The 23250-nt window shown below is 38.8% G+C and carries 18 protein-coding genes; 6 read left to right on the forward strand and 12 right to left on the reverse strand.

The window, feature by feature from the left end:
• Nucleotide 1: 1 nt before the first annotated feature.
• The 4 genes from betB to AC0VZ4_RS21215 all read left to right on the forward strand — a co-directional run bounded on the left by betB (nucleotide 2) and on the right by AC0VZ4_RS21215 (nucleotide 5231).
• A complete protein-coding gene (betB, locus tag AC0VZ4_RS21200; protein ID WP_008137166.1) occupies nucleotides 2–1465 on the forward strand; it encodes a betaine-aldehyde dehydrogenase in 1464 nt (487 codons plus the stop codon).
• An 11-nt stretch (nucleotides 1466–1476) separates the two neighbouring features.
• Nucleotides 1477–3144 carry a choline dehydrogenase gene (gene betA / locus AC0VZ4_RS21205; protein ID WP_007376368.1) on the forward strand — a complete coding sequence of 556 codons (1668 nt, stop codon included), beginning with the start codon at nucleotides 1477–1479 and terminating at the stop codon, nucleotides 3142–3144.
• Nucleotides 3145–3302: 158 nt separating this feature from the next.
• Entirely contained in the window at nucleotides 3303–4520 is a 1218-nt protein-coding gene (locus AC0VZ4_RS21210; RefSeq protein WP_475442048.1) for a BCCT family transporter, read from the forward strand.
• A 9-nt stretch (nucleotides 4521–4529) separates the two neighbouring features.
• A complete protein-coding gene (locus tag AC0VZ4_RS21215) occupies nucleotides 4530–5231 on the forward strand; it encodes a TorF family putative porin (RefSeq protein ID WP_475442049.1) in 702 nt (233 codons plus the stop codon).
• A 29-nt stretch (nucleotides 5232–5260) separates the two neighbouring features.
• Here the strand turns inward: AC0VZ4_RS21215 and AC0VZ4_RS21220 are convergent, their stop codons facing one another.
• From AC0VZ4_RS21220 to fdxA, 3 genes are all read right to left on the reverse strand, one after another.
• Nucleotides 5261–7186 (reverse strand): putative bifunctional diguanylate cyclase/phosphodiesterase, encoded by a 1926-nt coding sequence (locus AC0VZ4_RS21220; RefSeq protein ID WP_475442050.1) that lies wholly within the window; start codon nucleotides 7184–7186, stop codon nucleotides 5261–5263.
• Between the two features lie 360 nt (nucleotides 7187–7546).
• Nucleotides 7547–9790 carry a carbohydrate binding family 9 domain-containing protein gene (locus AC0VZ4_RS21225; protein WP_475442051.1) on the reverse strand — a complete coding sequence of 748 codons (2244 nt, stop codon included), beginning with the start codon at nucleotides 9788–9790 and terminating at the stop codon, nucleotides 7547–7549.
• Nucleotides 9791–9937: 147 nt separating this feature from the next.
• A complete protein-coding gene (gene fdxA / locus AC0VZ4_RS21230; protein WP_007376373.1) occupies nucleotides 9938–10261 on the reverse strand; it encodes a ferredoxin FdxA in 324 nt (107 codons plus the stop codon).
• A gap of 195 nt (nucleotides 10262–10456) precedes the next feature.
• Here fdxA and AC0VZ4_RS21235 point away from each other — a divergent pair, with 195 nt between their 5' ends.
• Together AC0VZ4_RS21235 and AC0VZ4_RS21240 are read left to right on the forward strand one after the other, a co-directional pair.
• Entirely contained in the window at nucleotides 10457–12061 is a 1605-nt protein-coding gene (locus AC0VZ4_RS21235) for an NAD(P)/FAD-dependent oxidoreductase (RefSeq protein WP_475442052.1), read from the forward strand.
• Nucleotides 12062–12156: 95 nt separating this feature from the next.
• Complete coding sequence (locus tag AC0VZ4_RS21240; RefSeq protein WP_475442053.1) at nucleotides 12157–13656, forward strand: amidase family protein; 1500 nt, start codon at nucleotides 12157–12159, stop codon at nucleotides 13654–13656.
• A gap of 30 nt (nucleotides 13657–13686) precedes the next feature.
• Here AC0VZ4_RS21240 and AC0VZ4_RS21245 read toward each other — a convergent pair whose 3' ends face one another.
• From AC0VZ4_RS21245 to AC0VZ4_RS21285, 9 genes are all read right to left on the reverse strand, one after another.
• Nucleotides 13687–14991: a DEAD/DEAH box helicase gene (locus tag AC0VZ4_RS21245; RefSeq protein WP_002958629.1), complete on the reverse strand. Its 1305-nt coding sequence runs from the start codon at nucleotides 14989–14991 to the stop codon at nucleotides 13687–13689.
• Nucleotides 14992–15081: 90 nt separating this feature from the next.
• On the reverse strand, nucleotides 15082–16311 hold the full coding sequence (locus AC0VZ4_RS21250; protein ID WP_475442054.1) for a beta-ketoacyl-ACP synthase: 1230 nt from the start codon (nucleotides 16309–16311) through the stop codon (nucleotides 15082–15084).
• Nucleotides 16311–17036, reverse strand: coding sequence for a 3-oxoacyl-ACP reductase FabG (gene fabG, locus AC0VZ4_RS21255; protein WP_007378697.1), 726 nt, complete (start codon nucleotides 17034–17036; stop codon nucleotides 16311–16313). Before fabG ends, AC0VZ4_RS21250 begins: the two co-directional genes overlap by 1 nt.
• Nucleotides 17033–17488 (reverse strand): hotdog family protein, encoded by a 456-nt coding sequence (locus AC0VZ4_RS21260; protein ID WP_342865708.1) that lies wholly within the window; start codon nucleotides 17486–17488, stop codon nucleotides 17033–17035. The genes fabG and AC0VZ4_RS21260 overlap by 4 nt, the downstream gene beginning before the upstream one ends.
• Nucleotides 17481–18650 carry a beta-ketoacyl-ACP synthase gene (locus tag AC0VZ4_RS21265; protein ID WP_475442055.1) on the reverse strand — a complete coding sequence of 390 codons (1170 nt, stop codon included), beginning with the start codon at nucleotides 18648–18650 and terminating at the stop codon, nucleotides 17481–17483. The genes AC0VZ4_RS21260 and AC0VZ4_RS21265 overlap by 8 nt, the downstream gene beginning before the upstream one ends.
• Nucleotides 18647–19207 carry a DUF3261 domain-containing protein gene (locus tag AC0VZ4_RS21270; RefSeq protein ID WP_475442056.1) on the reverse strand — a complete coding sequence of 187 codons (561 nt, stop codon included), beginning with the start codon at nucleotides 19205–19207 and terminating at the stop codon, nucleotides 18647–18649. The genes AC0VZ4_RS21265 and AC0VZ4_RS21270 overlap by 4 nt, the downstream gene beginning before the upstream one ends.
• A complete protein-coding gene (locus tag AC0VZ4_RS21275; RefSeq protein ID WP_475442057.1) occupies nucleotides 19195–20433 on the reverse strand; it encodes an NAD(P)/FAD-dependent oxidoreductase in 1239 nt (412 codons plus the stop codon). Before AC0VZ4_RS21275 ends, AC0VZ4_RS21270 begins: the two co-directional genes overlap by 13 nt.
• Before the next feature lies 1 nt (nucleotide 20434).
• Entirely contained in the window at nucleotides 20435–22675 is a 2241-nt protein-coding gene (locus AC0VZ4_RS21280) for an MMPL family transporter (RefSeq protein WP_475442058.1), read from the reverse strand.
• 46 nt (nucleotides 22676–22721) lie between these two features.
• Entirely contained in the window at nucleotides 22722–23231 is a 510-nt protein-coding gene (locus AC0VZ4_RS21285) for an outer membrane lipoprotein carrier protein LolA (RefSeq protein ID WP_475442059.1), read from the reverse strand.
• Nucleotides 23232–23250: the final 19 nt, after the last annotated feature.

The following is a 23250-nucleotide window of genomic DNA, read 5'->3' on the forward strand; positions in this document are numbered from 1 at the left end:
CGTGACTACACCTGTCTATCAAAATTTTATTAACGGCCATTTTCTTGCAAATCAGAGCGGCAAAACATTTGATGTAACAAACCCAGCAACGGGTGAGGTTATTTACGCAGTAGAAATTGCCGACGAATTTATTCAAAACGAAGCCATTGCCAGTGCAAAGCAAGGTTTTGCACAGTGGTCAGCAATGACACCCGTTGAACGTAGTCGTATTTTATTAAAAGCAGTGGCTATTTTACGCGAGCGCAACGATGAGTTAGCACTCGTAGAAGTACTAGATACCGGTAAGCCAATGCAAGAAGCAAATTGTGTTGATATTGAAACCGGCGCTGATGTAATTGAATACTTTGCAGGCCTTGCGCCAGCACAAGTAGGCCAACAACAAATGGTTGGTGATGACTTTTATTACACACGTAAAGAGCCATTAGGTATCTGTGCGGGTATAGGTGCATGGAACTACCCACTACAAATTGCATGTTGGAAGTCGGGCCCTGCCCTTGCTGCTGGTAATGCATTTATATTCAAACCATCTGAAGAAACACCACTTGGCGCAATTAAACTTGCAGAAGTATTTGTTGAAGCTGGCGTACCTGCAGGTGTGTTTAATGTTGTTCAAGGCGCAGGCGATGTAGGCCAGTGGCTAACGCAGCATAGCGATATTGATAAAGTGTCGTTTACGGGTGAAGTAGGCACAGGTAAAAAAGTAGTGGCAAGTGCTGCCGGTACGTTAAAAGATGTCACGATGGAACTTGGTGGTAAATCTCCACTATTAGTATTTGATGATGCCAATATAGAGCAAGCTGTTAGCGCTGCTATGTTAGGTAACTTTTATACGCAAGGCGAAATTTGTACTAACTGTACACGTATTTACGTTCATAAAAATGTATATCAGCAGTTTATTGATGAGCTTAAAGCGCGCACTGAGAAAAACATTATTGCTGGCGACCCGCAAGATTTAAATACAAACTTTGGCGCACTTATCTCTAAAAAGCACCAAGAACTAGTAATGAGCTACGTTAATAAAGGTATTGAAGAAGGTGCAACGCTATTAACTGGTGGTACAACGCTTTCACCTGAGTCTGCACCTAATGGCTATTTTGTAGCACCGACTGTGTTCATTGATTGCAACGACGATATGACAATCGTTAAAGAAGAAATATTTGGCCCTGTAATGAGCGTGCTTGTTTTTGACGACGAAGACGATGTTATTGCACGCGCTAACGCAACTCACCTAGGCTTAGCCGCAGGCGTATTTACTAGCGATATTAAACGTGCGCACCGCGTTATTCATAAGTTACAAGCCGGTATTTGTTGGATTAATGCATACGGTAACTCACCTGCTGAAATGCCAGTTGGCGGTTACAAGCAATCGGGTATTGGTCGTGAAAATGGTATACAAACGCTTGATCAATACACGCAAACTAAGTCTATTTATGTTGGTATGGCCGACATAGAAAGCCCATTTTAAGGCGCCCTACTATGAGTAATCATTACGACTATATTATTGTTGGCGCGGGTTCGGCGGGTTGTGTTTTAGCAAACCGTTTATCTGAAGATTCAAGTAACCGCGTGTTACTACTAGAAACTGGCGGTAGCGATAAAAGTATTTTTATAAAAATGCCAACCGCGTTATCTATTCCTATGAATAGTGACAAATACGCATGGCAGTTTCATACGCAGCCTGAGCCTCATTTAGATAACCGTGAAATGCATTGTCCTCGAGGTAAAGTATTAGGCGGTTCGTCATCTATTAATGGCATGGTATATGTACGTGGCCACGCAAAAGATTTTGACGAATGGCAGCAACACGGTGCAAACGGTTGGGATTACCAATCGTGTTTACCGTATTTTCAAAAAGCAGAAAGCTTTTACCTTGGTGAAAATACTTACCGTGGTGGCAAAGGCCCGCTTGGCGTTAATAACGGCAACGAAATGAAAAACCCACTTTACCGTACGTTTATAAAAGCAGGTGTACAAGCCGGTTACGCTTCTACAGATGATTATAATGCGTCGCAGCAAGAGGGTTTTGGCCCAATGCACATGACCGTAAAAGACGGCGTGCGAAGCTCTGCGTCTCGTGAGTATTTAGACCCTGTTAAATCGCGTAGTAATTTAACGATTATTACCGGTGCACTCGCACAACGCGTGATTTTAGATGGCAAAAAAGCCACAGGCATTGAATACAAAGTCAATGGCGACGTTAAAACCGCACATGCTGCAAAAGACGTTGTACTAAGTGCTGGCCCAATCGGCTCTCCACATATTTTACAACTCTCTGGTATTGGTGATACTCAAGCGCTTGAAAAAGCAGGCGTTGAAGTTCAGCATCATCTACCAGGTGTTGGTCAAAACTTACAAGATCATCTTGAGTTTTACTTTCAATACAAGTGTAAGCAACCTATCACGCTTAACGGCAAGCTAGGCATTATTTCAAAAGGGTTGATTGGCGCGCGCTGGTTATTAACGCGTTCGGGTTTAGGTGCAACGAATCATTTTGAATCGTGTGCGTTTATTCGCTCAAAACCAGGTGTTGAATGGCCAGATATTCAGTATCACTTTTTACCAGCGGCTATGCGTTACGATGGTAGAAGTGCATTTGCAGGTCATGGTTTTCAGGTACATGTTGGTCATAACAAACCAAAAAGTCGCGGTAGTGTTACTATTGCTTCTGCGAACCCTGAGCAGCCACCAACTATTTTATTTAATTACCTTGAACACCAAGACGATATTGAAGGCTTTAGAGCGTGCGTTCGCTTAACACGCGACATAATCGAACAAAGTGCCTTTGATGAATACCGCGATGAAGAAATTCAACCTGGTAAACATATTCAAACAGATGAAGAAATAGATGCTTTTGTTCGCCAAGCCGTAGAAAGTGCCTACCACCCTTCTTGCTCATGCAAAATGGGTGAAGATGATATGGCCGTTGTTAATTCAAATACGCAAGTACATGGTATTGAAGGACTGCGTGTTGTTGACTCATCTATATTCCCAACAGTTCCTAACGGAAACTTGAATGCACCTACCATTATGGTTGCCGAAAAAGCAGCTGACATAATTTTGGGTAAAAACCCATTACAGAAATCGGATGTGAATGTTGCCATAACAACAAACTGGCAAGAAACACAACGTAGTTCAAAGATCTAACTTTAGCCACATGCTCAGGTTTAGCCTCGTCGGGCTAAACCTGAGCGTGCCTTGCAGTGGCACACGATGTAAATAGGTTACGTTGTGTTAATGCGAGAATAAAACAATAAAATACGGAGTGCTTATGAATTATTTTTATTCATTATTGGAGGGTAACAATGACTATTTGGCTTAATGCAGGCATCATTTTTACTTTACTCGCAGTTGTTATTATCTTACTTAAATGGGGTAATGTACGTGTAGTAGGTGTAACACCGGTAAAAACCTTTACGTTTATAGCGATACTATTTACATCAGGCCTTGATGTTGGCCTTATTATGTTTCCTTTAACTGAGTTTGCAGGTTATGCAGACATAAAAGCAAGCCCAGAATACGCGTTTGCAAATCCACTGGCTATTGAATTTGGCTATTGGGGATTCTTGATCTGGGGATTTTACTTTCTTACGTGCTTTTATTTCTGTGTAATAGAACCTAAAGTTAAATTTTTCGAAATTCCTTGGGTCAAATTTATCAATAATGTTGTAATTATTGGTACATGTGCATTTACCGCTTATTTACTACTTACAAATTTACCTTGGTACTTACCCGAATTAGGTGACGGTACAAGTGTAGTTAGCGAGTTTTATTTAATTGTATTTGCTGCGATTTGTTTTGCAGTGTACTCAAGCACCGACATTAAATATGTGCGTATTTTAAGTATTGCGACTACGTGGTTATTCTTAGCGTTAATAGGTTTCATGTGGGTTGGCGCGTTTGTTATTGGTGATAGTGAAATGTCTGCGTTTACTAATAACTTGGGCTCAATTGGCACTTACTTTGCCAACATTAACGAATTTGTTTTACCGTTGAATGATTACCATGAGTTTTACTTATTTTGGTGGTTTGCGTGGAGCATAATGATTGGTCAATTTACATCACGCTTTGTTGGTGGACTTAAAACATACCAAGTATTAGGTGCGATGTTGATATTCCCTTCTATTCCTATTGCGATATGGTTTAGCGTACTTTATCACTACCATGAAGCAGGGATCCCAACTCAAGGTATTAAAAACTTTGCTATGGTATTTGTAGGTATTGTATTTGTAATCAACTCACTCGACTCGTTAGTGCGTTTATATACAGATAACCTAAACCTTACCGTTAAACGTTTTGGTAAAATGAAATATATACTTTGGAATGTTGTCGCTCTGTCTCTATTAACACTATTATTTAAACTAGAGTTTTTACAAATTCAGTGGGTAGGCGCATTAGTTATTGGACTATTCTTTCTGTGTGCTGCTTTTATTGGATACAGTAAATTTAAAACAGTCAAAAATATAAACAGCTCACCAAAAGCAAACAAGATTGATTACACAAAAATAGACACAGTACACTAGGGATAAACAATGAATAACAAACTAAAACAACTTGTAGTAGCACTACCATTTGCACTTTTATCAACAACAGCAGCTGCTGATTGGTCAACAACAATCACGGCAGCGTCTGATTACACATTTAATGGTGTAACACAGACAGATAACGACCCTGCAATTCAAGGCAGCTTAGATTATGCTTTTGATAGCGGTGTATACGCCGGTGTTTGGGCGTCAAATGTAGATTTTGGTGATGACACTGATTTTGAACTTGATGCTTATGTAGGCAAGTATGTGCAGCTTGATGAGCAGTTTAGCGTTGACTACGGTATTGCTTATTACACTTATCAAGGTAATAACAGCGATGGTAACTACGCTGAAGCTTACACTAAGTTTGGCTATGCGAGTGAATACGGCCAAACTGAGCTTAACTTTTGGTATAGCTGGGATTACTTTGGTCAAGGTGGAGGTCATGTAATCTCAATGGTTGCACACACCTATGAGCTAGCTCCAAATCATGCAATACGTGCAAGTTTTGATATATCAAACTCACTTGATGGCCAAAAATGGGCGTGGGACGTTAACGAGAAAAAATCATACAACCATTACCGTTTAGCATATCAAACTAGTTATGAAGGGTTTGGTATTGAAGTGGCGGCTGAAAATACGAGCCTTGACTACGATTACGCAGATGAGCGTATCGTACTTGCCATATCACGTACTTTTGATTTGTAAGTAAAACACATCAATAATTAAAAGGCTTCTTATGAAGCCTTTTTTATACTCTCAAGATAAGCGCATAAAGAACTCGCATCTAACGGTTTAGAAAAATAATAACCTTGTAAATGCGAAACGCCTAAACTGTATAACTTTTCGCTTTGATCAATTGTCTCAACACCTTCAGCAACCACATCAAAGCTAAGTGAACTGGCCATTTGTACCACTGCATTTACTATACTCAGCCCTTTTTTATCTACATCTTGAATAAACGTTTTATCAATTTTTACGATATCCACACCAATATCTAACATACTTGATAAGGATGAATAGCCAGTACCAAAGTCATCTATCGATATCCTAGCCCCTAACTCTTGCAAAGATTTAACCGTTGATAAAAATGTACTTTTATCCTTAGCAAATACTGACTCAGTGATTTCTATATGTAACTTATCAGCTGGAAAGCTAAGTTTTCTTAAAATATCAGCAACTTCAACAACAAATTTTTGCCCTTGAAGCTGCATAACAGAAACATTAACACTAATGGATAAATCGGGAATGATTCTTTGAAACTCAAGCCCTTGAATACACGCGTTTTTTAAAACCCAGAGTCCAATTTCACTAATCATCCCATATTGCTCTGCAATAGGAATAAACTCATCCGGTGGAACCGGTTCACCATCCATTTGCCAACGTAAAAGTGCTTCAACTGAACTAGGCCGATTTGTACTAGAATCTATAATAGGTTGAAAAACAAGCGACAAACTTCCGTCTTGTACCGCAGAAGAAAGCCTGTCATTTAAGCGCCTTATACGCTCAAGTTGCATACGCAAATTATCATCAAAATAACTAATTTCTCCTCTATTAATACGCTTTTGATGATACATCGCCATATCTGCATTTAGTATTAATTCGTCCAAATCACTGCCATGTTCAGGATAAAATGCAATACCTATCGTTGCACCTATTCCCGCTTTGTAATGGCTATTCGAATGTACTTGTGTAATGGCACTAATGATTTTATTTGCAAAATCATTAGTTTTATCCTTACAGTTATAATCAGTAAGTAATAAAAACTCGTCACCTCCCCACCGACACTTATACTCATTTTGGCTACACACTGCTGAAATTCTCTGGGCAGTTTTTGTTAGAATCTGATCCCCAACCTCATGCCCCATAGTATCGTTAATATGTTTAAAGCCATCTAAGTCAATAAATAACAACGCAAATGATTCATTAGGGTATCGCGATAGCCTTTTTTTTGACTCTTTTAAAAAAGCGTTTCTATTCAATAATTGAGTAAGGGAATCGCTATTTGATAGATGATAAATTTCTTGTGTTCGTAATTCGACACGCTGCTCCATCAGTTCTAATAGTTCAATATTTTGATTTTTTAAATGGATGGCATTTTGCGTAAAGTTTGCAGCCTTGTGTAAAGCAATAAGCGTAACAAACCCAAAGCCTATACCTAATACTCCTAATACATTTTGATAATGTTCTTCAGATAGGGTCAGTAGCACTGAATATGGTATCAATAACAAAAATGCGTATATAAAACATGTTGGTCGATGCGCTGAAAGAATATTTGCTGAGCCACCACCTAGTGCAGAAAAAATGATGATTATACTTGTAAGCTCTAGGACGCTGAAAGATGAATGGAAATACAATCCATAAAAGCACCAAGTCAACGCAGTGAGGGTTACACTTAAAGAGAATCTATATAAATCTATATAACTCGCTGCTTTACTGCTTCGTTTAAAATAGTAAACATCTATCAAACGGATCCCTAAAACAACAACCATGATAAACCACCAAATAAGCTTATCGGTAACTGAAGTAAAAGACTCATCACTAAAACCAAAAACTATGCCCGTACTAGCAATAAAAGATATAAACAATCCAGAGTAGGCATTTAAATAAAGGATCCGCACACTATCATTTAATTCTTTTTCTATTAGAGGGCTCACATGCATTAAAGATATGCCTTTGTTTAATACTATCAACTTTTTATACAACTAAACGTAAGCTTTAAATTCGATATTGTCCAATATAAGGTGTCTTTTGATGTGTTTATTTTCAGTGCTATAGAGGGTAAAAACGATAGATATGAGCGTTGTTCTTCACAAAGCGAAGACCCTATGTACTTGCTATGTTGAATTAATTTTATTGAGGAAGTAGTTCAGCAAACACTACCTTTACTGAAAATTTAAATCTGCTAGTAAAAGAGATTTACAATTAAACTCGAAACTATACATATAATTATTGTACTTAAATAAAATTGTAACAGTCTTTCGAGGTGACTAAGACACATTAATCACCTCGTTTTAGCTACTTTAAAGTTGCCATGCATAGCTAACTTTTGTAAAAAACGTACGCTGATCTCGTTCAATATTTTTGAGTGAATCGTCTTGGTATCCTCTATCTGAATACCCTAAATAAAATAATGTTTGTGCGTTAATTTTATATGAGTAAACAAGCTGGCTACCATAATCCTTATTAGTTTGACTAACCTGATAAAAGTAAGCTTTTTCGTTACGATCTATATCTTCAAATTGTAAAATTAACTTAAGTATTGAACGCATACTGAATTTATAATGAAGCCTAAAATCAACCAAGTTCGCTGTAAATACACGATCCCCTTGTGGGTTGTCTAATTGGCTGTAATTATGTTTCACATCAAGCTGCCAGTGGTCGTTAATATCCCATATTACTTGAGTTTGGGTATCAAATACATCGCCAATCTGCTCATTCGCATAATCAATTCGGCTAGCGTATTCAAGATATAACGAAAGCTTTAAATCTTTAGTAGGTTTGAACCCAGTGTAAATATATCCAATATTTTGGTTATAAAAATTATCGTTATAATTTTCATAACGGTGCACTAAACCAATTTCAAAAATGGATTGTTTTTGACCTTTGAAGCTTAAAAAACCTTCGTATTCTTCTTCAAGTAAGTCGCCGTTTTGCGCCCACGTTTTATCCCAGTCAGCTTCATATGACCATGAGGTAAGTAAATCTGACTCATCTCTGTACCATGTTTGTCCGCCACCTAAGCCTACTTTTTCATAATCGACTTTAGCTTGATAGCCTAAATCAGTGCGGTAATCCTGCCCAATATTTTCATAAGAGGCGAACAATTTGTAATCACGTTTATCGCGGGTAAGTTCTAAGGCATAAGCTTCATCTGACTGAGTTTCAGATAAGTTATAGTTTTCAATTAAAAACGCCGAGTTGCGAGTATCAGCCGTCGATACTTGATACAAAAGAGTATCCGATTGATTAAACCAATAACTACCATCAACTGACAATACTGTATTATGGTAGCTATCACTTTCTCTATGTGTGCTTGAAAGTCCAATAGTACCTTGCTGACCAATATCATATTGATAACGCCCAGCCACCGCATTCGTTTTTTCGTTTAAGCTTGCAAAGCCAGAGCCCTGATTCGTTGGCAGTAAAATATTACTGTTGTCGTCGTCAGCCAGCATTAAAGCATAACTATGATTGCCTGTTTTACCCGTTAATTTTGCGCCTAAATTAGGTTCTGCAATTGTACGCGTGTATAAAAGTTCAAATAAGCTGCTTTTAAAGTAGGAAGCACCATCTAAAAAGAAAGGACGCTTTTCAGCGTAATAAATAGAGAAGGTTGTGTTTACATCAAGTTCTAAAGAGTCTGTTTCTACTTGCGAAAAATCAGGGTTAATTGTTGCGTTTAAAACAGCGTCTTTTGTTAAACCCCAGCGTAAATCTAAGCCCACTTCAGTGTCTATATCGCCATTATTCCAATCACCCGGTAATTCAGGTTTGTTATCGTTACGAAGTGCCGTCAAGGTAGGTGTTAATTGAATATTTTTACTTGATTCAATGTCACTAAAGCCAACTAACTTATCAAACTGACAAAGGCTGCATTTCACATTTCTGTCAAAGCCCATGTTTGATAGCTGATATAATACATCTCGTTGATAGTTTCTCATTACAGAAAAACCCCACGTTAGCTCATTTTTATTTTCAGGAAAACGCAGTGCTTTAAAAGGAATACGCATTTCAACAACATAACCTTTCTCGTTAATTTGTCCTGCGCTATCCCAAATAGCATTCCATGAAGTATCAGAGCTCCACCCATCGGTATCGGTCATTCGTATATCGCCTTGCGCGCCCAGCGGGTTCACATGGAATTCATAGCCACTGCGTTCATCATTAAATGTATCAATAACAAGAATAACTACGTCGTCTTCCCAGAGCGTATCACGATCACGAAGTGATGCACGAATTTGCGTAGGGTCTGGGTCTTGTGCAACATAGGCAACATATAAGTTTGTGCCATCTTCATAGATAAAGGCATCAGTTTTTACAGGAGGAGTGCCTTTTTCATTAGGCTCGTCTTGGTAGAGTAAGGAAACACGTGTCGCATCTTTCCAATGCGCTTCATCCATAACACCATCAACGGTGATATTTGAATCAATGCGGGATAAGGATACTTGCTGTTTTTCAGCGGCTAAATCTAGGCTGGCTAGTAATAAAGAAAAACTTGAAAGTATAAAAATAATTTTTTTTATTATGGTTATAAAGAGTTGCATAAACATCCATTTAAACTTGCTTTACTCGGTGTGAGTAATTTATAGGATGAATTGTAATTTAAGCGAGTACATTTGTTAATACCTTGCAAAGATTATCATGCTAAATATTAACGAATTAATAATAAAGGACTAATTTTAAAATGATAATTAAGTTTCGAGTAACTTAAGTTTGTTGTCTATACCATTCCATACGTCAGCATCTTCTGGTGCAGGTTTTACTTGTGTAATACGTGGCCATACAAGTGCAAGTTCTGCATTTAACTCAGTAAACTCTTTTTGAGATTCTGGTAATTCATCTTCTTGATATATAGCATCAGCTGAACACTCAGGTACACATAATCCACAATCAATACAATCAATTGGGCTAATAGCTAAAAAATTAGGGCCTTCAAAAAATGCATCTGCTGGGCACACTGATACGCAATCGGTGTACTTACACTTTATACAATTTTCAGTAACGACAAACGCCATAATACTTTAACACCTACTATTTTAAACAACAGCTGTGGATCATACCCATCCATCCCAAAAATACAATAAATAAGTGCCATATCAGGCTATTTTAACGTAAAATACGCGCCTTATGTTTGCACACCCGTTGTGCCCTGCATCCCCTTATTGTGAGCGGTAGATAAAACCCCGCTATGACACCTAAAAGAGATATAAATGATACGTTTAACCGAAATAAAGCTGCCACTTGATCATGACGAAGATGCAATTGGTCAAGCAATTGTAAATAAACTTAAAATCCAACCTGAACAATTGCACAGTTTTAATGTGTTTAAACGTGGTTATGATGCACGTAAAAAATCAGCTATTTTACTTATTTATACACTCGATATAGAAGTTGATAACGAAGCCGATCTACTCACCGAATTCGAAAAAGACCAACATGTAAAAGTAGCGCCAGACACAAGTTATAAATTTGTAGCCCAAGCTAATAATATCAAAGAGCGTCCTGTCGTTATTGGTTTTGGCCCTTGTGGTTTATTTGCAGGTTTATTACTTGCCCAAATGGGCTTTAAACCCATTATTTTAGAGCGCGGTAAAGAAGTACGTGAACGAACAAAAGACACGTTTGGCTTTTGGCGTAAACGAACACTTAACACAGAATCAAATGTGCAATTTGGTGAAGGTGGCGCAGGTACATTCTCAGACGGTAAGTTATACAGCCAAGTAAAGGATCCAAAACATTATGGCCGTAAAGTCATTACTGAATTTGTAGAAGCAGGCGCCCCCGATGAAATTTTATACGTAAGTAAGCCACACATTGGTACGTTTAAACTTGTCACCATGATTGAAAAAATGCGCGCTCGTATAATAGAACTCGGCGGCGAAATTCGCTTTAGCACACGTGTTGATGACATTCATTTAGACGATGGACAAGTAACAGGTTTAACACTTTCAAATGGCGAGCAACTAAACACTCGCCATGTTGTATTAGCCGTTGGCCACAGTGCACGCGACACGTTTGATATGATCCACAAAAAAGGCATTTATATTGAAGCCAAACCATTTTCAGTCGGTTTTAGAATTGAGCATAAACAATCAATGATCGATGAATGTCGTTTTGGCACAAATGCAGGTAACCCAATTCTAGGCTCTGCCGATTATAAACTTGTTCATCATTGCCACAATGGCCGCACCGTTTACAGCTTTTGTATGTGCCCAGGTGGCACAGTAGTCGCGGCAACCTCTGAAGAAGGTCGCGTTGTTACCAACGGTATGAGCCAATATTCACGAAGTGAGCGCAACGCTAACAGCGCTATTGTGGTAGGTATATCACCAGAGCAAGATTTCCCTGGTAATCCACTTGCTGGAATAGATTTACAACGCAAACTTGAAGAGCAAGCGTATGAGCTTGGTGGTAGCAACTACGATGCACCAGCACAGCTAATTGGGGATTTCTTAAAAGGTAAATCATCTGCAGACTTAGGTGAAGTACAACCTTCTTACACACCCGGTATTAAGTTAACTGACTTAAGTAAGGTGCTACCACAATTTGCTATTGATGCCCTTCGCGAAGCGATACCGGCGTTTAATAAACAAATTCGTGGTTTTTCAACTAACGACGGTTTATTGACCGGCGTTGAAACACGTACTTCGTCGCCTATTAGTATTAAGCGTGATAAAACATTCCAAAGTATTAACACCAAAGGGCTTTACCCTGCAGGTGAAGGCGCAGGTTACGCTGGCGGTATTTTATCAGCGGGTATTGATGGTATTAAAGCAGCTGAAGCAGTCGCACTGTCTATGTTAGAAAACGCTTAAACCTCTTTTTTAAGCTGTTTATCGAAAAGCCTCACTTTGTGAGGTTTTTTTGTGCTAAATGTATAGAAAATAATAACACCTCAAGCACCTCAACAATGATCAAAACATTTACCTTTTCGTTGCTTATTGTATTAGCAATTTTTAACGCTAAAGCACAAGAGCTAAAAACCATCGATGAAATCCACACTGCATATAAAAATAATTCTATTAATGCACAGCAACTCACCCAAAGTTATATAGAGCGAATTAATAAACTTAACCCACAATACAATGCAGTTATTAGTATTGAACCTACAGCTATTGCTCAAGCTAAAACGTTAGATGAACTTGCCGCCAAAGGCTCTTGGGCAGGTCCATTACACGGAATACCTGTACTTCTTAAAGATAATATAGAAACGAAAGGCACACTTCCCACAACGGCTGGCTCTTTAGCACTTAAAAATAACGTTACTAATAATGATGCTTTTGTTGTTAAACAACTACGTAATGCGGGCGCTATAATTTTAGGCAAAGCTAATTTAAGTGAATGGGCAAATTTTCGTTCATCCTATTCATCGTCAGGCTGGAGTGCCGTAGGTGGGCAAACACATAATGCGCACGATGTAACACGTAATCCATGTGGTTCTAGTGCAGGCTCTGCTGTGGCAATCGCACTTAACTTTGCGCCTATAGCATTAGGGACTGAAACAGACGGTTCAGTTACGTGCCCTGCCTCAGTAAATGGAGTTTATGCAATAAAACCGAGTATGGGCCAAGTATCACGCTCAGGTGTAGTGCCTCTTTCTAGCAGTCAAGATTCAGTAGGGCCGATGGCGCATTCACTTAAAGATGCACTGCTGGTTTTGTCGGTTTTGCAAAGTGAGGACCCCCTTGATGCAACAACTACAGGGTTTGAATTAAAAGCAGGTAATCTAAAATCAAAATCGTCACTTATTATCGGTGCGCTACCTAGCGATAAATTTACAATTGAAACGCAGCGCCTTTATGCCAAGCAGTTACAAGCATTAAAACAGGCTGGGCACACTGTTATTAATGTAGTTATTACTGATAACTTAGATACGCTATTTGTTGATGAATACTATATTTTACTTTACGACTTTAAAGCCGAAATTAATCACTACCTCGCAAGCACTCCCGCACAAGTAGCTGTTAAAAGCCTAAAAGCACTTATTAATTTTAATATTCAAAATAAAAATACAGAAATGCCCCACTTTGAGCAAGATATCCTAGTTCAATCGCAGGCTATTGATTTAACAGACAAACAAAAATACCAAGAGACTAAAGAACGCTATTGCACTTTAGCAACGACAGCCATTGTTAATGTATATAAAAACAACAAGCTTGATATTGTTATAGCGCCTACAGTATCACCCGCCTGGAAAACAGACTTAGTTAATGGTGATAATTTTAATGGCAGTAGTAGTTCGTTATCTGCTATTGCAGGAACAACGCACATAACCCTACCTGTCGGAAAAGTAAGTGGTTTACCGGTTGGTTTGTCCATAATAGCAAATAAAGAGGACGAGCAAGCGGCTTATGTATACGCAAATATTATTGATGAGGTGTTATCACTAGGCACAAAAAAGCCTGAGTAAACTCAGGCTTTTTAAACTTAAGGGCGTTAACTATGACTTTTTAAGTGACAGTTTTTCGCCTTTTAAGCTTTTACGAACGCTTGAAATACGTGAGCGATTAACTGCTCTCGCTTCACCGGTTGCCTGTCCTGATAACTTGTTAGAACGTGTACGGCGTAAATGCGCTGGTTTTTTACCAATTTTATCAATTAGTACTTCACGATTACTTACTTCGTAACCTTCTAAATATACACGTTTGATTTTTTGGCCAATTAGCGTTTCAATTTCAAACAAGGTGTTTTCTTCTTCGCGGCTAACAAATGAGATTGCTTGACCTTGGCGACCAGCACGACCTGTACGGCCAATACGGTGAACGTAATCTTCTGCAAGCCATGGTAGATCAATATTAATTACACGAGGTAAACCATCAATATCTATACCGCGAGCAGCCACTTCTGTAGCCACTAATACGCGCACTTTACCTTCTTTAAATTCACGAAGTGCACGACGACGGTTACCTTGAGATTTGTCACCGTGGCAAACGCCCGCCGGAATACCATCAAGGTTAAGCTCTTTAACAAGCTCGTCAGCCGTTTCTTTCATGTTTACGAATACAAGCACCTGTTGCCAGTTTTTCTTACCAATCAATTCAGAAAGTAGCTCTTGCTTACGACGTTCTTCAACAGGGTAAACAACATGCTCAACAGTGCTTGCTGTGCTGTTAGTTTGATCAACACGAACTATTTCAGCTTGTTTTAATACTTTAGATGCAAATTGTTTAATTGCTGCAGGGAATGTAGCTGAGAAAAGTAAAATCTGGCGCTCTTCTGCACAGCTTTTAATGACATTTTGCATATCTTCAATAAAGCCCATATCAAGCATACGGTCAGCTTCATCAAGAACAAGGTGCTTAACACTTGCAAGGCTTAAGTTACCTAAACGAATATGATCAAATAAACGACCTGGTGTTGCAACAACAATATCCACACCTTCTTTTAAAGCGTTTGCTTGGCCGGCGGTACTAACACCACCAAATAAACTAACGACTTTAAGCGATGTATGCTTTGCAAAATCTCTGAAGTTATTTGCAATTTGTTCTGCAAGTTCACGCGTTGGCGCAAGTACTAATGCATGAGGTGCATTCGTTGTGCTGAGTTCAGACTCAACCAATTTTTGGATGATAGGTAAAGCAAACGCGGCAGTTTTGCCGGTACCAGTTTGTGCACTGGCTAAAACGTCTTTACCTTTACGAACAGCAGGGATTGCTGCGCGCTGAATGGGCGTAAGAGTGTGATAGTTAAGTTCGTCCAACGCCTGGATGATTTCAGGAGCGAAACTAAAAGATTTAAAATTCATGCTGTATAACCTACGGCCACATTATCAAGGGTCGCAAATTATACAGCAAAAACGAGTCAACAGTTAGTCATTACTTCTATTTTAACGCGTTTAATCTGCTTTATAGCGTTTAAATATTAAAGAGGTGTTAATACCACCAAACGCAAAATTATTACTCATTACGTAATCGGTATTAATCTCACGACCTTGGTGCGTTATGTAATCAAGCGGAGCACATTCGTCATCAACGTTGTCTAAATTAATTGTTGGTGCAAACCAGTTATCAGCCATCATATTAATGCTTGCCCAAGCTTCTATTGCACCACAAGCACCTAAAGTATGTCCCAAATAACTTTTTAACGAGCTAATAGGTTTATTGCCAAGTGCGTTAAACGTTGCATGAGATTCGGCAATATCGCCTCTGTCTGTCGATGTACCATGCGCATTTACGTAACCAATTTCTTCTGGTTTTAGATTGGCATCTTGCAGTGCCATTTCAATCGCTAGTTGCATTGTTTTTGATGTAGGTTGAGTAACATGTTCACCGTCAGAATTGCAACCAAAGCCAACCACCTCTGCTAATATTGTCGCCCCGCGTGCTTTGGCATGCTCGTGTTCTTCTAAAATAAGTGTACCCGCGCCTTCGCCTATCACTAAGCCATCACGATTTGCATCAAAAGGACGAGGTGTTTTTTTTGGTGTTTCATTTTTTGTAGATGTCGCGTAAAGGGTATCAAATACTGCAGCCTCTGTGATGCACAACTCCTCTGCACCACCAGCAACCATTATTTTTTGTCGGCCAAACTTAATTGCCTCATAGGCATAGCCTATACCTTGAGAGCCCGATGTACACGCTGAGCTTGTTGTTATAACGCGCCCTTTTAAACCAAAGAATACACCAACATTTACAGGGGCGGTATGCGCCATCATTTTAATGTAACTGGTTGCTGTTACACCCGACATAGAACCCGTTTCCATCATATTTGCAAAGGCGAGTAAAGGCGCAGTAGAACCCGTTGATGAGCCATATGCGATGCCCGTAGAGCCATCTGTTAGGCTTTCGTGTTCAAGTAGCTTTGCTTGTTCAAGTGCACACTCAGTAGCGCGAGTTGACATAAGTGACACTCGCCCCATTGAACGTACTTGTTTGCGCTTATAGTGACTTGGTCGCTCAAAGTGGTTAACTGGTGCTGCTAGACGAGTATTGAGTTCGTCGGCCATATCCCACTCTGGCATAGTAACAACCGCATTTTCACCTTTAATTAAGGCTTGTTTAAATTCAGACCAATCATCACCCAATGCAGTGACCACTGACATACCGGTTACGACAACGCGTTTCATCAAACCATGCCACCATTAACAGAAATTACTTGGCGTGTAATATATGCTGCGTCATCAGACATTAAAAAAGCGACGGTTCCTGCAACTTCTTTAACGCTCCCCATGCGCTTGAGGGGGATCATTTTCATCATTTCATCAATAGGTAATTCGTCAGTCATCGCCGTTTCTATCAAACCAGGTGCCACACAATTAACTGTAATTTTGCGTTTTGCCAATTCTAATGCAAGTGCTTTAGTGGCCCCAATAATACCGGCTTTTGCTGCACTATAATTTACCTGCCCTCGGTTACCAGCAATACCTGATACCGACGACATTGTAATTATACGCCCACCTTTGCGGCTTTGTACCATAGGCATTACAGTTGGGTGTACTACATTATAAAACCCATCAAGGCCTGTGCGTATAACACAATCCCAATCTTCCCCTTGCATGGCCGGAAATGCCATATCGTTAGTAATACCTGCATTACATACCACGCCATAATAAGCGCCATGCTGAGCTATATCTTGCTCTATTTGTGCCTTTGCCAGCTCTCTATCGCATACATCAAATTGCAGTAAGCTGGTCGTTCTACCTAAGTTATTAATTTCATCGCATGTTGCTTGAGCCTGCTCAACACCCGATCTGCAATGCACTGCAATATCAAACCCTTGCTCAGCAAGTTTTAACGCAATAGCTTTACCAATACCACGGCTTGAACCTGTAACTAAAATTCTTTTTATCATTGATTTTCTCTTATAAATTCCAGCGGATTTTCAGGCTGAAATACATTAATTTTTGCTTGGCAAAGTACAGTCTCACAATCATGTATTTGGCATTCAAATACACTCAAACCTGACTCTTCTTGATATAGCTTTTTCACTTCAATAGTCAGCTTACTGCCGTTTTTAAAACACGGTAGATAAGTTTGATATTTTCGCGTACCAATTAAAAAACCAATTTTTACAGGTTTATTTTCATCATTCGCCAACGCGCCAGCGTAAGCGGCAATAGACTGCGCCATATACTCAACGCCAATATAGCTAGGTACACCATTAATCGCAGGACTAAAAAAAGGGCTTTGCTCAGTGATAGTAATAATGCATTGTGCTTCATCTTCGCTATACGCTAAAAGGCTGTCGATTAAAATCATAGGCGCGTCGTGCGGGACCACTTGCTCAATAGGGTAATTAGTCAACGTTAACTCCCAATATTAAGCTGGCATTATTACCGCCAAATGCAAATGAATTAGATAAGCAGTATTTAAGAGCGGGCTTAAACGCTTGTTTTATTATTTTTATATCAGCCAAATCACCGTCTTCTTTAATTGCGTTATATGGCAGTATATGTTGGCCGCTGTCTTTTAATAATAACCAACATATACCGGCTTCAATGGCGCCTGCAGCACCTAAAGTATGTCCTGTTAAATGCTTACTTGAGCTAAGCGGGGTATTGTTGCCAAACACGCGATTAATTGCAAGTGCTTCCATTTCGTCATTTTTGAAGGTGGCCGTACCATGGGCATTAATATAGTCAATATCACCAGAGAATAACTTTGCACTTTTTAATGCTTTCTCCATTGATTCTTGAGCACCCATTCCATTAGGTTCAGGTGCAGACATATGATGAGCATCAGAACTTTCCCCACTGCCTACTAGCATAATGCCGTTATTTGTTATTGGTGTATTTTTAGTCATTACAAATAAAGCTGCCCCCTCACCAATATTAATGCCGTCTCTGTCACTAGAAAAAGGCTGAGATAGGCCAGAGCTTAAAGAGGCTAGCGAATCAAAGCCATTAACTGTTAATTGACACAAACTATCTGCACCACCACAAATTACTACATCAGCTAAATCAGCATTTAACAACGCACGCGCACTAATTAGCGCTTTTGCACTTGAGGTACACGCTGTAGAAATACTGTAACAAGGCCCTAATGCACCTATTTTATGTGCAATGTAATGAGCGGGTGTAGCTAACTCTTGATCACTGTAACTAAAGTCATCAGGCCAGAGCTTTGTACTTTCATAGCTTTTACGCGCTCTTTCACCATCATGAATACCTGATGTACTAGTACCCATTACAATTGCAATACGCGACCTATCAATATGCGAAAGTTTATCTAAGGTTGGCTTAATCTGTTCTAAAGCTAGATCAATAAATGTATCGATACGTTTATTATTTGATAAAGCAATAGATTGAACTTGCCCTACATACAGCGGGGCTTGCTCAGCACTTAAACTTTTATTTAAAGTTAATAAAGGAGTTGCAGGGTTATATTTATTTAAGCTTGTTGTGGTTGCATCTTGGCCTATGCCCATCGCACTCACAATGCCTAAATCATTCAGCCAATATGTCACTGTTCTACCTTTTTAAATGTTATTTGATACTGATGTAAAATATTGTTCAACGTTGTCAACTCATCACTATAGTCAATGGTGATAAATATACCCTCATCGTTAAATACCTCCCGATTAGAGCCAACCTGCTCTATTAAAGCACCCTCTAACTGCTTTTGTAAAAATGCTACTGGCCAATGTACTAATGCAATATCCGCCAAAATATAATGAGGGTCTATCCCTTCTACCGCCAACATCTTTCTTGTTTTTACTGGGCCATTTAAAGGTTTTTCAAGCTCCATAATTGGAAAGCCTTGCACTGTCATTAACAATAATTTAATTGAACCACTGCCATTTATAGCTAATTGAGCAAACACAGTGTGTTGTTTATGTTGATTCGTAATATACAAAACATGTTGCCAAGACTGTCCAAACATTTGTGTTGGGACGCTATTAATATTTAATTGAATATTAGGCGATAGATACACTCTATTTTTAGATGCTGTTAAACTCGTACATGCACTCAATACAGCAAATATAAATACAATACACACCGCATACTTAATTAATTTTGACATAACTGAGCCAACACATTTAAACGACGTTCACTTTGCGCAACAAATGGATTATTAGTATCCCATGCATAGCCCGCTAAAATAGCACTGATCATTTCTCGTACCTGAGTATTTTGTTCAGAGTAAAATATTACATCCTGAAAACGCGTATCGTACCACCCTGTTACAAATGTTCTAAAACAATCAACTCCAGCTTGTAATGGCTGTGCGTAGTGGGTGTCAAAATCAACGTTCTCATCTTTTAAATAGCGATCAACAAGTGGGGCAATTAAATTTGCTGATTTAAGTGCAATTGTTACACCTGATGAAAATACAGGGTCTAAAAACTCCCCCGCATTACCCAATAAAGCAAAGTGCTTACCATATAACTTACTCACATTTGCCGAGTAACCTTTAATATTCCTCGCAGGAGTTAATAACTGACGTTGTGCCAACAGTGTTTTTAAATAAGGGTCTTGCTCTATAAATTGATTTAGCACATCGCTAGATTCGTCGTTATTAAAACGCTCCGACTGCGCCACAACCCCAATACTCGCAGTACCATCACTAAAGGGAATAAGCCAATACCACACATCAGAATATTGAGGATGTACGGTAATCAAAATTTTATTGCGATCGAAGTTTTTATCACTAATATTGTCTTTAAAGTGGCTAAAGTAAGCGCTGCGTACAGGAAAGTGAGAGGGAAGCTCTAAATCTAACAATTTTGGTAATACACGCCCAAAGCCACTTGCGTCCAATACAAACCGAGCATTAACGCGGTAAGCTTGCTGCTGCTCGTTGTGCACAAGTAACGACGCACCATTTAATTCGTCATTATAATCGACTACAGTGTATTGATATCGAATTTCTACGCCTTGGTCTTGTGCTTTGTCTGCTAATAACTTGTCAAAGTCGGCTCTTTTTACTTGGTACGTAGTGCCTGGGCCTTGAGTAAATTTTTCGGTGAAGTTTATAGTTGTATTTTGCCCCGCCCGATGAAAAGCAGCACCATCTTTAAATTGAAAACCTAAAGACGCTGCATTGTCATGTACTGAATCAATTAAAGCTGCCTCTTCTAAGTAGGCCATGCATTGCGGTAATAAGCTTTCACCAATTGAAAAACGCGGAAACACCTGTTGCTCAAGTACAAGTACCCGCCAACCTTTTTGAACTAACAGGCTACTAGCCAGAGCGCCTGATGGACCCGCGCCAATAACAACAACATCGTACTGCTCAAGGTTATTCAATTTATTGTTCCTTTTGAGGCTTTAAAACACTTAGCGGTGATAAAAAATAAATAGCTAAGATCCCGATCATTACACTCAGCCCAAAGCTAAAAATAGCAGGGGTTTCAGAGGCACTCAGCATACCAAATACCCACATTGATGACGCTGCAGATAAACTAATCGCCAGTACATTTTTGGGCTCTAACTTATTTATTTGATAAAAAACGAGGTAATCAATTGCTAAAGCAATAACAAGTAATGCACCGAGCAAATTAAATAACGACAAGCTACCTTGAATTACGTTACATATCCAGAGCATGCTCAACACCACAACAGATAAAATGGTTACTTGCAGAAGCGCTATCTTAATCGTAAACCGCCAGCTAAATAGCAGCCAGCTGATCAGACCCGCGAGCACCAAGCTTAATAGCAAATATTCGCGGTAGTCACTTAATAAAGCACTAATTTGTTGAGGTTTGTTATAAATATAAACACCTTTGCTTTTTTCAACTTCATTAATTAATTGATCAGATGAAATACCCGAAAGAGACATCCATGTTATCGACTGATTTAGTTCAACAACCATTTGGGAAAGTAATAATGGTTTAAATGCACTCGTGGCGAGTGTTTCATAAGTAAGTAACGGTGATTTTGTGCTTTCTAGCGCTTGCCCTGTAACGCGCTCTACAATATCCAAAATCCCTTTGTTTTTAGCCTGTTCAAACAAGGCTTGGTTATCGCTCTGTCTTTGTAAACTAGGCAACCAATGGCTAATGCTATTATGTTTAAAATTTGGGTCTAGTTGGGTTAAGCGTGTTAAAAATTGTTCTTGTTTTTGTAAAAGCGCTTCGTCGCTATTTGCAAACATAAAAACAATTTGGCTGTCCCATTGTCCAAGTAATAACAAATGCTTTTTTTCGTTTAGCATTAAGTGATCGGAGCTTGCATTTAATAGCTTTACATCATCATTAAAGCTAATTGGTTTAATTAAAAATAACGCACTGATAAAGGCCAGTAATGTAATAAGTATTGGTGTTTTTAGGTGGTTACAATATTCAAAAACATTGATGAGTTTTTTACTCATTAATAAACTCGAAGGCGATAACGTGAGCGTAGATTGCCACAATGGCAAAACTAACACGGTAAATAGCCATGCACTCACCAAACCGGCAATAACAAACACCCCAACTTGAGACAATAACGTCAGTGGCGCACCGAGTAAGCAGCAATAACCCAGAGTAGTAGTAATAAGAGACAGTAAAAGCGCAGATTGTGTCCCTTTACTGTAGCCTTTTTCATGCTCTTTTTTGGCTAAATCAGTCATGCCATGAAATGCATAATCAATGGCAATACCAATCAAGGTAACTGCAAAAACAAGCGTTAATAAATGAATAGTCTTAAATAGCAACACCATAGCGATAGCGCCACCAGTAAGTGCGCTCAGTACGGTAAAGCTTGCTAATAAAATACTGTTTAAACGCCTAAATACCCAAAATACCATAACAATAAGGGCTAATAAGCTAATGCCACCAAACAAGCTCATCTCGTATTTAGCTTGTTTAGCATTTTCAGCCGTATGAAATAGCACACCGGAGTAAGTAATGCTTAAATCAGGGTAGGTTTTATTAAGTATATTGATCTGTTTTATTATCGCGCCAGCTAAATCAATTGATTTATTAACCCCTAAATTTTCAGGCGCTAAGTTTGCCAAAATGACACGGTATTCAACGCCTTTTAAACGTCGAGTTAAACGGCCTTGTTCAAGCGTAAACAATTGGCTTTGTTTTAAGTTATCTTCTATAAATGCCGCTAAGCTCAAACTTGTATCTTTGCTTAAGGTAGCACTTACAAATGGGTTGCCTAACTGATTTAATTGCGCAAGGTAATAATGTTCAAACGTTGTTTTGTTGCTTAATGTTTGTTTGTAAGTATCACTTAATAACGCATGTTTGAAAGGTGAGAATGTTTGCGCTAAATCGTTAACGGACGGAAAGTTAAATGTGCTTTTAATTGCATTATCGTCAAGCCATTTTTGGAAATCATCAAATGCTTTATTTTTATTATTTCCTGCAAACGAGAACATAACACGGTTAGCATTTTGCTGAAAAAAAACATCTTCCGCATGTGCAATTTGGGAGTGTGATTTTGGTAACAAGCTAAACATATCGGCGCTAAACGTTGGTTTAGACAGCCAAAAAGCTGCAGCAAAAAGTAAAATTAAACTGCTAAACCACCCTACAATAACGGTAATTCGTTTTGTCACTGCACTATTCCCTTAATTAACCACTGCATTATTTAAAAACATAATTTTATTTGGGATAAGTAAACTCAATTTTTGTGTTATTTCCTGAGTGCTCATTTAGTGTAATACTGCTCACTTGCTTAGCAGTATTACATAAAATAAAATCACTAAATAATTGCTGTAGCATCGCTTCTTTTGGTGTTAACTGTGTGCAGCCGTCTTGCATTTTAGCAATGTCAAAACGTGTTTCCAGCGCACTCATATTTACGCGAAGTAAGTCACTCAGTAATCCTACAAATTGCTCGCTACCGGGTTGTGGTATTAACTCACCATTGGCATTTTGTGCAAGCACTTTGCCGTTTTCTATTATGAGCATACTCTCAACAGGCATTTTCACTTGCCAAATTAGTTTTTCGTCAATTAACGAAAAAACACCTGACGAAATAAAAGGCTTAGCAAATCCATTAAATTGCTTATATTGCTTAAACTCACCTTTAATAGCTGCTGCATTTACTACAGAGCAAAACAGCAAAAAGCTAATGGCAATGCTCAATGTAAAACATTTTAAAAAATTCATTTAATCGCCTATAAAATAA

It is taken from the genome of Pseudoalteromonas sp. QJM3NY_22 (assembly GCF_056173065.1).

What these genes read in the sequence shown, in the direction of transcription:
- AC0VZ4_RS21270 (WP_475442056.1), bottom strand. Translation starts at nt 19,207, where the DNA reads ATGTCAAAATTAATTAAGTATGCGGTGTGTATTGTATTTATATTTGCT.
- AC0VZ4_RS21215 (WP_475442049.1), top strand. Translation starts at nt 4,530, where the DNA reads ATGAATAACAAACTAAAACAACTTGTAGTAGCACTACCATTTGCACTT.
- AC0VZ4_RS21250 (WP_475442054.1), bottom strand. Translation starts at nt 16,311, where the DNA reads ATGAAACGCGTTGTCGTAACCGGTATGTCAGTGGTCACTGCATTGGGT.
- fdxA (WP_007376373.1), bottom strand. Translation starts at nt 10,261, where the DNA reads ATGGCGTTTGTCGTTACTGAAAATTGTATAAAGTGTAAGTACACCGAT.
- AC0VZ4_RS21240 (WP_475442053.1), top strand. Translation starts at nt 12,157, where the DNA reads ATGATCAAAACATTTACCTTTTCGTTGCTTATTGTATTAGCAATTTTT.
- AC0VZ4_RS21210 (WP_475442048.1), top strand. Translation starts at nt 3,303, where the DNA reads ATGACTATTTGGCTTAATGCAGGCATCATTTTTACTTTACTCGCAGTT.
- AC0VZ4_RS21220 (WP_475442050.1), bottom strand. Translation starts at nt 7,186, where the DNA reads ATGCATGTGAGCCCTCTAATAGAAAAAGAATTAAATGATAGTGTGCGG.
- AC0VZ4_RS21245 (WP_002958629.1), bottom strand. Translation starts at nt 14,991, where the DNA reads ATGAATTTTAAATCTTTTAGTTTCGCTCCTGAAATCATCCAGGCGTTG.
- AC0VZ4_RS21235 (WP_475442052.1), top strand. Translation starts at nt 10,457, where the DNA reads ATGATACGTTTAACCGAAATAAAGCTGCCACTTGATCATGACGAAGAT.
- AC0VZ4_RS21285 (WP_475442059.1), bottom strand. Translation starts at nt 23,231, where the DNA reads ATGAATTTTTTAAAATGTTTTACATTGAGCATTGCCATTAGCTTTTTG.
- betA (WP_007376368.1), top strand. Translation starts at nt 1,477, where the DNA reads ATGAGTAATCATTACGACTATATTATTGTTGGCGCGGGTTCGGCGGGT.
- fabG (WP_007378697.1), bottom strand. Translation starts at nt 17,036, where the DNA reads ATGATAAAAAGAATTTTAGTTACAGGTTCAAGCCGTGGTATTGGTAAA.
- AC0VZ4_RS21225 (WP_475442051.1), bottom strand. Translation starts at nt 9,790, where the DNA reads ATGCAACTCTTTATAACCATAATAAAAAAAATTATTTTTATACTTTCA.